Annotated in this window: 11 protein-coding genes and 1 tRNA gene; 4 read left to right on the top strand and 8 right to left on the bottom strand. The window is 41.1% G+C overall.

What is annotated here, in order from left to right; translation table 11 throughout:
- Positions 1 to 8: 8 nt before the first annotated feature.
- Positions 9 to 1,142: an N-acetylglucosamine-6-phosphate deacetylase gene (nagA, locus tag B5F08_RS04960; protein WP_087376985.1), complete on the bottom strand. Its 1,134-nt coding sequence runs from the start codon at positions 1,140 to 1,142 to the stop codon at positions 9 to 11.
- 303 nt (positions 1,143 to 1,445) lie between these two features.
- On the opposite strand from nagA, the gene trhA reads away from it, so the two are divergent.
- A complete protein-coding gene (gene trhA / locus B5F08_RS04965) occupies positions 1,446 to 2,099 on the top strand; it encodes a PAQR family membrane homeostasis protein TrhA (protein ID WP_087376987.1) in 654 nt (217 codons plus the stop codon).
- Between the two features lie 89 nt (positions 2,100 to 2,188).
- On the opposite strand, the gene B5F08_RS04970 is transcribed toward trhA, so the two are convergent.
- Complete coding sequence (locus B5F08_RS04970) at positions 2,189 to 2,728, bottom strand: DUF4358 domain-containing protein (RefSeq protein WP_158096220.1); 540 nt, start codon at positions 2,726 to 2,728, stop codon at positions 2,189 to 2,191.
- An 87-nt stretch (positions 2,729 to 2,815) separates the two neighbouring features.
- Positions 2,816 to 2,892 (bottom strand) — tRNA-Thr (locus B5F08_RS04975).
- Positions 2,893 to 3,187: 295 nt separating this feature from the next.
- Here B5F08_RS04975 and B5F08_RS04980 point away from each other — a divergent pair.
- The 3 genes from B5F08_RS04980 (at position 3,188) to B5F08_RS04990 (ending at position 6,474) form a co-directional block, all read left to right on the top strand.
- Positions 3,188 to 3,631 (top strand): helix-turn-helix domain-containing protein, encoded by a 444-nt coding sequence (locus tag B5F08_RS04980; protein WP_158096221.1) that lies wholly within the window; start codon positions 3,188 to 3,190, stop codon positions 3,629 to 3,631.
- A 183-nt stretch (positions 3,632 to 3,814) separates the two neighbouring features.
- Entirely contained in the window at positions 3,815 to 4,078 is a 264-nt protein-coding gene (rpsO, locus tag B5F08_RS04985) for a 30S ribosomal protein S15 (protein WP_087376993.1), read from the top strand.
- Positions 4,079 to 4,260: 182 nt separating this feature from the next.
- Complete coding sequence (locus B5F08_RS04990) at positions 4,261 to 6,474, top strand: polyribonucleotide nucleotidyltransferase (RefSeq protein WP_087376995.1); 2,214 nt, start codon at positions 4,261 to 4,263, stop codon at positions 6,472 to 6,474.
- Between the two features lie 67 nt (positions 6,475 to 6,541).
- On the opposite strand, the gene B5F08_RS04995 is transcribed toward B5F08_RS04990, so the two are convergent.
- The 5 genes from B5F08_RS04995 to B5F08_RS05015 form a co-directional block, all read right to left on the bottom strand.
- Positions 6,542 to 9,583 (bottom strand): hypothetical protein, encoded by a 3,042-nt coding sequence (locus B5F08_RS04995; RefSeq protein ID WP_087376997.1) that lies wholly within the window; start codon positions 9,581 to 9,583, stop codon positions 6,542 to 6,544.
- A 123-nt stretch (positions 9,584 to 9,706) separates the two neighbouring features.
- Positions 9,707 to 10,573, bottom strand: a complete 867-nt coding sequence (locus B5F08_RS05000; protein ID WP_087376999.1) for a metal ABC transporter permease — start codon at positions 10,571 to 10,573, stop codon at positions 9,707 to 9,709.
- Positions 10,557 to 11,477, bottom strand: a complete 921-nt coding sequence (locus B5F08_RS05005; protein ID WP_087377001.1) for a metal ABC transporter permease — start codon at positions 11,475 to 11,477, stop codon at positions 10,557 to 10,559. Before B5F08_RS05005 ends, B5F08_RS05000 begins: the two co-directional genes overlap by 17 nt.
- On the bottom strand, positions 11,470 to 12,210 hold the full coding sequence (locus tag B5F08_RS05010; RefSeq protein ID WP_087377002.1) for a metal ABC transporter ATP-binding protein: 741 nt from the start codon (positions 12,208 to 12,210) through the stop codon (positions 11,470 to 11,472). The genes B5F08_RS05005 and B5F08_RS05010 overlap by 8 nt, the downstream gene beginning before the upstream one ends.
- Positions 12,210 to 13,169 carry a metal ABC transporter solute-binding protein, Zn/Mn family gene (locus tag B5F08_RS05015; RefSeq protein WP_242968282.1) on the bottom strand — a complete coding sequence of 320 codons (960 nt, stop codon included), beginning with the start codon at positions 13,167 to 13,169 and terminating at the stop codon, positions 12,210 to 12,212. Before B5F08_RS05015 ends, B5F08_RS05010 begins: the two co-directional genes overlap by 1 nt.
- Between the last annotated feature and the right edge of the window lie 101 nt (positions 13,170 to 13,270).

Consider the following 13,270-nt stretch of genomic DNA (forward strand, 5'->3'; position numbering starts at 1 on the left):
TATGTAAATTATGCGCCGTAAATAATCTTGCCGCCTCTGATAATCATCTTAGGAACCAAATCCTCGCCCATGATAAGGATATCAGCAGCCTTGCCCTCTTCGATGCTTCCGCAAACGTCGTCAATTCTTGCAGCCTGTGCAGGATTGATTGTTGCAGCCTTGAGAGCAGAAGCCATAGGAACACCGAACTTAACTGCTCTTCTTACGCACTCTGCAAGGCAGGTAGCGCTTCCGGCGATTGTTCCGTTTTCAAGTGTTGCTTTGCCGGCTTTTACATAAACCTTCTGTCCGCCCAAAGAATACTCGCCGTCGTGAAGTCCGCATGCTCTCATGGAGTCACTGATAAGGCAAACCTTATCGTCGCCGAAAATCTTAAATACTGTTCTTACTACTGCCGGATGAATATGGATACCGTCGCAGATAAGCTCAACATGCTCTGCATAGTCGGAAGCAGCTCCAACAACGCCGGGGTCTCTGTGTGTAAACGGAGGCATAGCGTTGAAAAGGTGTGTAATATGGGAAACACCGTGATTGAAAGCTTCAACAGCTGTATCATAGTCGGCCTCTGTATGAGCGATACTTACTCTGCACTCTTTGGAAACCTTATCGATAAAGTCCATAGCGCCGTTAAGCTCAGGAGCAACGTCAACAAGCTTAATCATGTTGCCGGACTCGTCGTTAACTCTCTTGTAGAAATCATAATCAGGGTCGATAATGTACTTATCGCTCTGTGCGCCCTTCTTTGCTTTTGAGAAGAATGGGCCTTCCATGTTTATACCTCTGAGAGCTGCGCCCTCGCAGTTGTCCTCTGCTGCAAATTCCTTAGCTGCATGAGCAACCTGTGTTAAAGTACCCTCATCAAAAGACATTGTAGCGGCAACAAATGTTGTAACGCCCTGCTGTCCCAAGTACTTGGAAATAGTAGCTATATTCTCTTTGTAACCGTCGCAGAAATCGCTTCCGTCTGCGCCGTGAATATGTATATCAACATATCCGGGAACTACATACAATCCCTTTGCGTCAATGGCATCGTCTGCGGGAGCAAAATCACCCACTGAACTAATCTTACCGTTCTCGATGTCAATATTCACGTCGTTAAAACTTCCGTCTTTGAAAAAGACCTTGCCATTTTTAATTTGCATCGCTAAACACCTCACATAAAATATTGAATTAAAGAAAAGTTTATCAGAAATCCTTCTTATTAAAATTATATCATAAAATTAAAAAAAATCCAGAATATTATGAAAAATAAACAGAATTTTTTGAAATTTATTTTTCAGTACCAATAAAAAATAAAAAAATCGCCTTATTCCACGGGTGGTTCTGTTTTATTATGTTCAATTACACAACTCCTTTGAATTTCCCCTGATTTTTTCCTATTTTCGATTGTTATTTTATCAATCAAGTGATATACTTCTCTAAAAAGAACTCAAGGGGGAACAGGAATGTCAACGGTCAAAAAAAGATACACCCTCGGGGAAGAAATTTTTAATTCCGTAACCCACGGCGTGGGCAGTCTGCTTTCAATCGCCGGCACTGTGGTTTTGATTGTTTTTTCTGCAATCAACAGCGACGCCTTTGCAGTTGTGTCATCCGCCGTTTACGGAGCTTCCCTGATTATACTCTACACAATGAGCACACTCTATCATTCCATAACCAACGAAAAAGCCAAAAAGTTTTTCAGGATAATGGATCACAACACAATATTTTTTCTTATAGCGGGAACCTACACACCTTATACACTGGCAGTGCTGAGAAGTCCTCTGGGCTGGGTGCTGTTCGGCGTAGTATGGGGAGCGGCGGCAATAGGAATTGTGCTTAATTCCATCGACCTTGAAAAATTTTCAAAAATTTCTGTGGTCTGCTATATTGCAATGGGCTGGGTTATCATAATAGCAGTAAAGCCTTTGATGAACTCAATGCCGTTTATAAGCTTCGCTCTTTTAGTTGCAGGAGGAATTTTCTACACCATCGGCGTCATATTTTACGCAATCAAAAAAGTAAAATATTTCCACTCAGTATGGCATATATTTACAGTTATAGGCAGTACACTTCATTATTTTTCTGTATTTACAGCAATCGCTCTTCCAAATGCGTAAAGTTCCTTAAAACAAAACAACCGCATGAAGATCGTTTTATCGACCACATGCGGTTGTTATTTTTTATATCTGAAAAACAGATTTATTTATTATTTAAAATATGACTCGATTACATCAGCAGCTTTCTGATTTTCTGCATCGTAAGCGGCTCTCATGGCTTCTTCGTCTTCTTCATTAAGATTCTCAGGATATCCCAAAACAAATACAAAGCCATAGTCTCCGTGAACTATTACCTGTGTGCTTTGAACCTTAACCTGGTTTGCAGGATAGAATGCAGAAGCTACGATTGCTTCCTTTGCCTTTTCAAGAGCAGTTTTCATTTCTTCTGCCTTGCCGTCCTTAGCCTTGAGGGCAATAAAGAAGTCGGTCTGTGCAGAAATCATAGCTGTTTCGGCAATGCACTCGTCGTAAAGATCCTCTGAAATACCATAAACTGTCTCAAGTGTAGCAGCGTCAATAGCCATATTTGCGGTATAACTCTCGCCATATGCAACTTTTACATCCTGGTGAAGCTTTTCAAGGTCGATATCCTTTGTTTCCTGCTGACTGTTTCCGCCGCAGCCTGAGAAGCTCAGAGCAAGAGCAGCAGTCATCAAAACTGCAAGCATTACAGAAAATACCTTTTTCATTGATTTTCTCCTTTCGGTAAAATAATTTATATTCCGCCAATACAAGGCGGCTGACCGTAAAAAAGCCATGGTTTTAAGCCACGGCTTTGGAGCTGGAGATGGGACTTGAACCCACGAACCTGCTGATTACGAATCAGCTGCTCTACCAACTGAGCTACTCCAGCGCATAACTATTCTGTTCTTAAAATTCACCTTTACCTGTGGTATTATACTACATGTTTTACAAAATTTCAAGCCTTTGTGTTCTGTATTTTTAATTGTATTGCAAGAGGAGGTGAAGGAATTATGCAATGCGTGATGTGATTTTTTTTCACTGTGATAATTCATCACTAAACAAAGAATATTTTTCTAATAAAGGTTATAATTTCATTGATGATAATAAGCATACTATGTCCATAAGGAAAAAAGAAAGCGTAAAAAGCTTTAAGCTAATTATAATAAAGAAAAGGGGGCAGAATTGTGGGCAGAAAACCAAAATCGAATTCACTTATATCAAATCTAAAATTTTACAGACAAAACAGCGGATTTACTCAACAGCAAGTAGCTGATGCCTTGCACATAGAGAGAACAACCTATACCTATTATGAAATCGGCAAGACTCTTCCAAATCTTATAACTCTTAAAAAGCTTGCACAAATATATCATGTTTCTGTTGACGACCTTATGCCCATGGAACCCGAAGCACAGGATGATGTGGGCGATTCCGATTTTTCTTCTCTTCAAAGGGACGAAAACCCTCAGCAGGCAGCAGTAAGAAAACAAAACAACGAAAAAATATACTGCCTTGGCAACGATGAACAGAGCCTTATAATAAATTACAGAATTTTGCCCAAAGAAGCAAAACAGGAAATAATTCAGGAAATTCAAAAACTTACCGAAAAATACAAGGACATCGAGATTTAATTTTTGCAGTTGTCCGAAAGTAAAAAATCAGAAAAATTTTCTTTACATCAAGGGAAAATTGTGATATACTGTTTTGACGTAAGCCGGTTCCACGGATAGGGGTTTAAGCCGTTGTACGGATTTTCACCAATCCCTTACCTGTGAATTTCGGTTATAAATATTTAAGTTAAAGGTGGAATAAAAATGCTTAAAGAAGAAAAGCTTGCAATTATGCAGGAATACGCAACACACGAAGGCGACACAGGTTCTCCTGAGGTTCAGATTGCTCTTCTCACAAAGAGAATCAACGACCTTACCGAGCACCTCAAGGTTCACAAGAAGGACCATCACAGCCGCAGAGGTCTTCTCCAGATGGTTGGTAAGAGAAGAAATCTTCTCAACTACCTCATCAAGGTTGACATTGAGAGATACCGTTCAATCATCGCAAGACTCGGCATCCGTAAATAATTGCAAAATCAGGGCAGGCGGTTATCCGTTTGCCCTATGTTTGTAAATTCAAAGAGGAAAAACAGAAGAAAGCTTATTGAGATTTAGCGGTAACACGAAAGAAAAAGTATATTTTTCCTTGGTGTTATTGCTAAATCAATAATATTCTTCTGCTTTTCAAAAGTTTTAAAGGAGGATACATTTTGGTTAAAGAATTTAATAATTTCAGAGTATTTGAAACAGACTTTGCCGGCAGACCACTTGTTGTTGAAACAGGTAAAATGACACAGCTTGCAAACGGCGCATGCCTTGTAAGATACGGTGACACAGTTGTACACGTTGCAGCTACAGCCGCAGCAAAGCCAAGAGACGGCATAGACTTCTTCCCTCTTTCAGTTGACTTTGAGGAAAAGCTCTACTCCGTAGGTAAAATTCCGGGAAGCTATCTCAAAAGAGAAGGCAGACCTTCCGACAAGGCTATTCTTGTAAGCCGTGTTATCGACAGACCTATTCGTCCTCTCTTCCCTAAGGATATGAGAAACGACGTTTCCATTGTCTGCACAGTTATGAGCGTTGACAACGACTGCATGCCTGAAATCGCAGCAATGGTGGGAACATCAATCGCCCTTTCAATTTCCGATATTCCATGGAACGGCCCGATTTCCGGCGTTTCCGTTGGATATGTTGACGGCAAATATGTTATCAACCCAACAGCCGCTCAGAGAGCTGTTTCCAAAATGGCAACAACAGTTGCTTCAACTGACAGCAGAATTGCAATGATTGAAGCAGGCGCAGACTGCGTAAGCGACGAGGTTATGTACAACGCCATTATGGCAGGTCACGAGGCTAACCAGAAGATTATCGAGTTCATCAAGGGAATTCAGGCAGAAATCGGAAAGCCTAAGTTTGAATATCCAAGCAACGAGCCTGACCACGACATGTTCGAGGCTATCAAGGCATTCTCAGAAGAGGACATCAAGGTTGCCCTTGACACAGACGACAAAACAGTTCGTGACGAAAGACTCAAGCCAATTTACGAGGCTGTTCACGAGAAATTCGACGAGATATATCCTGAGTGCGAGGCAAAAATCGACGAGTGCCTCTACAAAACTCAGAAAACAGTAGTTAGACGCTGGCTTTTGGACGAGCAGAAGCGTGTTGACGGAAGAGGTATGGACGATATCAGACCTTTGGCTTCTGAAGTTGGTCTTCTTCCAAGAGTTCACGGTTCAGGCCTCTTTACAAGAGGACAGACACAGGTTCTCACAATCGCAACACTGGGCCCTGTATCCGACCAGCAGCTTCTCGACGGAATTGACGATGAGGAAACAAAGAGATATATGCACCACTACAACTTCCCAAGCTACTCCGTTGGCGAAACAAAGCCAAGCAGAGGCCCAGGAAGACGTGAAATCGGTCACGGTGCATTGGCAGAAAGAGCTTTGGTTCCTGTTATCCCATCAGTTGAGGAATTCCCATATGCATTGAGACTTGTTTCCGAGGTTCTCTCCTCCAACGGTTCAACATCACAGGGTTCCGTATGCGGTTCAACACTTGCTCTCATGGACGCAGGTGTTCCGATTAAGGCTCCTGTTGCAGGTATCTCCTGCGGACTTATCACCGAGGGCGAAAGATGGATGACAATGGTTGATATCCAGGGTCTTGAGGACTTCTTCGGCGATATGGACTTCAAGGTTGCAGGTACACACGACGGTATCACAGCAATTCAGATGGACCTTAAAATCAGCGGTCTTACACCTGATATGGTTAAGGAAGCTTTGGCAAAGACACACAAGGCAAGAAACTATATCCTTGACGAGATTATGCTCAAGGCTATTCCTGAGCCAAGAGCAGAGCTTTCTCCATACGCTCCTAAGATGTTCACAACAACAATCCCAGCTGATAAGATTAGCGAAGTTATCGGCAAGGGCGGCAAAGTTATCAAGGAAATCCAGGCAGAGTGCCAGTGCAAGATAGACATTGAGGAAGACGGCGAGTTCGGTAAGGTATTCGTTTCCGGTACAGACACAGCAATGTGCCAGAGAGCAGTTGAGATTGTAAATACAATAGCAGTTGACCCAGAGCCAGGCGCAATGTTCCTTGGTAAGGTTACAAGAATCATGGACTTCGGCGCATTCGTAGAGATTGCCCCGGGTAAAGAGGGACTTGTACACATTTCCCAGCTTGACGTTAAGAGAACAGATAAGGTTACAGACGTTGTAAACGTAGGCGACATTATCAGAGTTAAGGTTCTCGACATCGACGACAAGGGAAGACTGAACCTTTCAAGACGTGACGTTCTCATCGAGGTAGACGGCCTTGTTCCGGAAAATGACCCGGCAGACCATAAGCCAAACAGAAACAATAGAGATAGAAACGACCGCCGCGGCGGCCATAACAGAAACAATAGAAAGTAATTTCTTTGAGCTGTAAAATTCAATATGATAAAATCACACCCCGACGGAAATCCGCCGGGGTGATTTGTTATGGGAAGATTTCGTTAAGGTCATCAAGAAATTGATTATAAAATTTCTGTAATTCTTCATTACCCTTATGTTCCTCAGCATATTTTTTGATTTCGGCAATATCGCTTTCTATGGAGTCTTTGGTTTTGTAGTGTTCAGCCTTTTTCAGTGTCATATTCATTATTCCTATCATATAGGCTGTTTGCATAATTAAATTCTGTGGGTCAATGCTCTCCAAATTTTTAAGCTTATCTATTGTATCTCCTATTTCCGAAAGTTTTTGCGCTGCACTGAAATTTGCAAGTCCATTTGCGTATACTGTCCGGACTTCTTGATTCTCCGGGGATGACTCACTCAGATTTTTTAGTTCTTCTATTATCTTTTCCCTTTCCTGCAGTTCCTGAACATTGCTCAAATTAAAAAGTCCCTTTGCGTATTCTGTCCGGACTTCTTGATTCTCCGGGGATAACTCCCACAGTTCTTTTAGTTTTTCTACGGTATTTTCCCCTTCTTTCAACTCCTGAACATTGCTCAAATTTAAAAGTCCTCTTGCATATGCTGTTTGGATTTCTTGATTCTCTGAGGCTGACCTCCACAGCTTTTTTAGTTTTTCTACAGTCTTTTCCCTTTCTCTCAGCTCCTGAACATTGCTCAAATTAAAAAGTCCCTTTGCGTATTCTGTCCGGACTTCTTGATTCTCCGGGGATGACTCACTCAGATTTTTTAGTTCTTCTATTGTCTTTTCCCTTTCTTGCAGCTCCTGAACACTGCTCAAATTAACAAGTCCTTTTGCATATTCTGTCCGGACTTCTTGATTCTCAGGGACTGACTCACTCAGCCTTTTTAGTTCTTCTATTGTCTTTTCCCTTTCTTGCAGCTCCTGAACACTGCTCAAATTAACAAGTCCATTTGCGTATACTGTCCGGACTTCTTGATTCTCCGGGGATGACTCACTCAGATTTTTTAGCTCTTCTATTGTCTTTTCACTCTCTTTTAGTTCCTGCTTGTTGCTCAAATTAACAAGTCCCTTTGCATATATTGTTTGGATTTCTTGATTCTCTGGGGATGACTCACTCAGATTTTTTAGTTCTTCTATTGTCTTTTCCCTTTCTCGTAGCTCCTGAACTCTGCTCAAATTAACAAGTCCATTTGCGTATGATGCCTGAAATTTTTGATTTGTAATGTATTTCTGACTCATCATTTCTAATTTTTTTACTGTTTCACCTGCTTTTTCTACTGTTTGATAAAACGTCATATTTACCAGGATATAGCTATACCACACCGCATTTTCTTCATCATTTGGTTCAAACATCTCCATGTCATCTGCAAATATTGTATTAAATCTTTCCTGCATGCAATAATTTTGAACACAACGAGATAAAAACCATGCAAACAACACAGAACTATTTTCCCAGCAAATATCAGAAAAATTAGATACATATTCATCGTCATAATTTTGTATTTTTTCTCTCAAGAACTCCAGTACAAAAAATTCGCCGAGCAAATCCGGTTCAAACGTTGTCCAAATACCGTCAGTTTCTGTTTTTTCGCAAATACTGCATAAAAACATGTTTTTATCTTCAACTTTTTTCAAAAATACATCTATGGCATTTTTAATCGGTTCCACTATTTTTTTATTTTTCAAATTCCATCCGCCAACGGCTGTGGCATAGGCTATTATTTCCTTTACCGCCTTGAAAAGCTCCTCATCGCCTTTGCATATGACGTTTTTCCAGTGGTCTTCATATCTTTTTATTACATGTTCCACCAGATTGTTTAAATCCCAGTTTTCTGCTTCGTTTCCGTCGGCTACCGCATCGGCGACAAACAGCAGAATCAAGGGTCTTGCGCCCGTTTTTCTGTCATCTATTTCGTGAGTCTTTTTTATAACTGTATTTATTTTCTCATCCGACAAAGATTTCTTTTTTTCTGCAAGGTAATCTTTCACTATTCCCTTAAAATCATCATCATTTAAAGGCTTTAAATTCAGAGATTTATTTTTGTCAAATGCGGTGCTGTCTATGCAGTGATTTCTGCTTATATTTCCTCTAAAGCTTCTGTACCACATAGGCTCTAACAGCCTATCACAAACTTGAGTAAATCCCTCACGTTCCAGAATTATCAGTCTTATTTTTTCACTGTAGGTGTTGTCAAAGGTGCAGAGTCTTTCTATAAAATCTCCCAGCTTTTCAGAAAACTGACCGCCGTAGTCGCAGACAAATAAAAGGTTTATAGGATATTCAAATTTATCCTTTGACATTATGCTTTGCAGACTTTGTTCCCCAAGCCATATCACTTTCCAGCAGTCGTTGCTCTCAAGCTTTTGGGTCATGTGATACATAAGCTTGCTTTTTCCGGAACCTCCGTCACCGGAAATTGACATCCACAACAGTTTTCTTTCATCATCAAGAAAACTGTAAATCTCTTTTTGCTCTTCTTCTCTTCCTCTGAATGTAATTATGTCGTTGCGGTAATGAAAGGGACTTAAATTTAAGGTTTTAGGTGAAATTCTATCAATGACGCTGGCAAAAGAATTTATATATGCAATGTCCTTGTACATTTTATCGAACCCTGTCATAAGTTCCATATGTCTTGCTTCTGCATATTCAAAAAGATTAGAAAAATGTTCACCTAAGAGTATCTGCTGTTCTATACTGTTTTTATCCATGTAAAAACTCTTGACTATCTCCCTCGCTGTCCGAACATATGCGCATACAATTCGCTCTTTTTCCGGTGTATCGGCTTTAGCTACATTTATACAGGAATTTATAAAACAGCTGTCCGAAAGTGAACCCCATTTATCTTTAAAAAGAAGGCTGTCCCGTACCTGTGTAAGAAGATTTTTCTTAACATATTCGTTTAAAGCAGGAAAATCTATTTCTTCAATACTCAATGAATTTTCAATTTTTTCGTCAAAAAATCTTTTTGAGCTTTCCTCAAATCTTTTTTCAAGTGATTTTTCTTCTGTCTTTTTGTTTATAACGCCTTTTATCTTTCCCTCTTGTTCTGAAACAAAACCATTCACCAAATCGGTTATTTTATCGGTTAAAAATTTTATCATAATTTCCCCTCCTTTTACATTCTTCGTCAACATATTTTAAAATTTTACAGATATATTGTACCTCATGGTTTTTATAAAGTCAACAAACCTATTACATATACAAAAATCCAAAAGCGGTACTTTTTAACCGCTTTTGGATTTTTTATTTATAGTGATTTTTAGGTTAGTTATTATCAGAATTATTATAAAAATTACCCCGGTCATAACCGCCATTGTGCCGGAGATGGAGACGTCTAAGGTTGACGCAAGCTTATAGCCCCATGCGGCGGCGGTTCCGCCTAATGCGCAGCTTAGTGCTAAAACCACAGACAGACGTTTTGTCAGAAGCAATGCGGCGGCAGGGGGAGCTATCATAAACGCCACCACAAGCACAGAGCCTACCCACTGGAAAGCCACAACCGCTGTTATTGAAGCGCAGGTCATCAAGGCGTAGTGCAAAATCTCCGGATGAAATCCACCTGTTTTGGCTGCAATTTCATCGAAAGAAGCAAATTTCAGTTCCTTATAAAACACAAGGACAAAAATCAGGTTTAGGGCAAACAAGAACATTGAAAAATACACGCTTTTCGCCCCTATATCCTTTCCCAAAACCATAAGCCTATCAAAGGGCGCAAAGGCAAGTTCTCCCAGCAAAACCGAGTCTGTATCAAGGTGAACAGAGTCGGCGCAGAGTGTTATCAGTATAACTCCTACGGAAAACAGCAGAGGAAACACCAAGCCGTTGGAAGCGTCACTGTCTACAAGTCCCGTATTGTCCAGAGTTTCTGTAAACCACACGGTCAGCACTCCCACAATTCCCGCACCGATTATCAATATGGGCGAGTTTAGGTCACCTGTCAATAAAAATCCCAAAACTATTCCCAAAAGAACCGTATGGGTTATTGCATCTGAGGTCATGGACATATTTCGCACCACAAGAAACGACCCGGGCAAAGCGCAGGCGGCTGACATAAAAACCGCTGTTAAGAGTATTTCAATCTGAGGATTCAAAGCTTTTCACCCTTTCAATAAGCTTTTTCCTGTTTTGTTTTCGCTTGATAAGCTTCCAAAGCACTCCTCTTTTTGGAGCTAACAATATTGAAAAAACCGCCATAACTCCAAGACACACAACTATTACCGGCCCTGTGGGAACCGACTCAAAGGAAGAGCTTACGGCAGTTCCCAAAACTCCCCCAAAGGCTCCTATAACTGCTGAAAGCAATGTCATTGTTTCAAGACGGCTGACCCATTGTCTTGCAGCCGCTGCCGGAGCCACCAGCATGGCGCTCATTAAAATTACGCCTACCGTTTTTATTCCAACCACGGAAGCCAAGGTGACGAAAAATGACAGGACAAAATCAACCATCCACACTTTAATTCCCACCACCTGAGAAAACACCTTATCGAAGGTAACAAGCTTAAAGGGTTTCCAGAAAATCGCCACGGTCACAAGCACAACCGCCGTGGAAATTAAAATTATAAAAACATCCTTTGAAGTCATTGCCGACGCTTGACCATAGATAAATGTTTTAAGTCCCGCCTGGGAGGAGTTGGGAAGCTTTTGGGCAAAGGTCAAAAGCACAAGTCCTAAGCCGAACATTACGGAAAGCGTCATCGCAAGGGCGCAGTCAAATTTTATTTTTGAAAACCTTGTAATCAATGTTATTAAGCACAGGGAAATCACTCCCCCTGCCAAAGCTCCCAAAAGTAAAATTTCTTCATCCTTGCATAGTGTTATGAGAAAAGCTGCGCAGATTCCCGGCAGTGCTCCGTGGGAAATTCCGTCGCCCAAAAGGCTCTGTTTTCTCAAAACCGCAAAGCTTCCCAGAACTCCGCATAGTATTCCCAAAAGGGCAGAACCCAATGAAACCACACAAAAGGTATAATCCTGAAAGAGCAAAAACAAATCAGTCATAGCTTGTTTTCATCTCCGGAAAAATATCTGTTTTAAATGTCCTTGAAACTGTTTTTTCATTAAAACAGCTTTCAGTATCTCCCCAGCACACAAGGGTTTTATTTATCATTATCACCGAGTCGAAATACTTTTTTACAGTATTCAAGTCGTGGTGAACCACAACCACTGTTCCGCCCTGTTCTCTGATTTCTCTGAGCATTTCCACAATGACTTTTTCCGTGGCGGCGTCCACTCCCTTAAATGGTTCATCCAAGAAATACAGCTTTGCCTGCTGAGCCAAGGCTCGGGCGAGAAATACCCTTTGTTCCTGTCCTCCCGACAACGTCCCAATCTGTCTGTGGATATATTTTTCCATTCCAACTTTTTTAAGCATTTCAAAAGCTATTTCCCTGTCTTTTTTCTTAGGTCTTTTAAACCATCCCAAGTGAGGATATCTGCCCATCAACGCCACATCGAAAACCGTAACAGGAAAGTCCCTGTCTGTGCTTCCGGTCTGGGGAACATAGGCAATTTTTGTTTTTCTCTCCTTGTCCTCAAAACCAAAGGTCACTTCGCCGGAAAGAGGCTTTAACAATCCCATAATCGCCTTTAGAAAAGTTGTTTTTCCCGCCCCGTTTGGCCCGATTATAGCGGTAAGGCTTCCCTTTTTTATTTCTCCGGTTATATTCTCCAAAACCGGCTTGCCGTCATAGGCGACGGTGAGATTTTTCACACTTAGTACCGGATTTTCCATCAGCTCAACTCCCTGACTATGGTGTCTACATTGCTTTTTACTGCCTTTATATAGGTTTCTCCGCCGTTTTCCTCATCGCCTAAGGAATCAGAGTAAAGCTGTCCCCCTATTTTTGTTTCAAATCCTTTATTTTGCACCGCTTCGCACAAGGCGTTTATCGTGGCCTTTGGCAGAGAATTTTCCGCAAACACCGCTTTTATTTTATTGTCTGAAATAAACTTTGCCATAAGGCTTATATCCTTAGTTCCGGTTTGGGCGTCGGTGCTTATACCTTGCAAGCCCTCAACCTGAAATCCATAAGCTTTTCCGAAATAGCCGAAAGCGTCATGAGCCGTTACAAGTATTCTTTTTTCCTCCGGCAATTCTTTTAATTTATCCTCTATATAAATTTCCAAGTCATCAAGCTCACCCAGATAATTTCTGAGATTTTCCTCATAATATATACTGTTTTTTGGGTCGGCATCGCAAAGACTTTTACTTACATGCTCTGCGGCTTCCTTCCATATTGAAACGTCAAACCATATATGTGGGTCGTAAACTCCCGATGATGTTTCTATGAGGTGTGAGGTTTCCACTCCGTCGGAAGCGCAGATAACGGTTTTTCCCATGGAACTGAGGTTTTCAAAAATATCCCCCATTTTGCCCTCAAGATGCAGACCGTTGTATATGACCACGTCGCTGTTTTCCATTGTAAAAACGTCGCCTGCTCCCGCCTGATAAAGATGAGGGTCAACTCCGCTTCCCATAAGTCCCGTAACCTCCGCTTTGTCCCCTGCAATATTTTTCACCATATCACAGAGCATAGTGGTTGTTGTGACTATCTTTATTTTATCGGCCTCTTCTTCCCTTTCCTCTCCTGTGCCGAAAACCCCATAGCCAAAAGAAAACAGGAAAACCGCAAAAACCACAATCAATGTGGGAATTTCTTTTTTAAAAATTTTTGAATATTTTTCCTCCAAAGCTTTTCGCCCCTTTTAATTCTCTATGTCAATATATGACGGAGGGTTAAAAGGTGTTAATACTTTTATAGTCTAATAGTAAAAGTGGATTGTATATTTAC

Source organism: Anaeromassilibacillus sp. An172, from assembly GCF_002160515.1.
In the GTDB taxonomy this organism is placed as follows: domain Bacteria; phylum Bacillota; class Clostridia; order Oscillospirales; family Acutalibacteraceae; genus Limousia; species Limousia pullorum.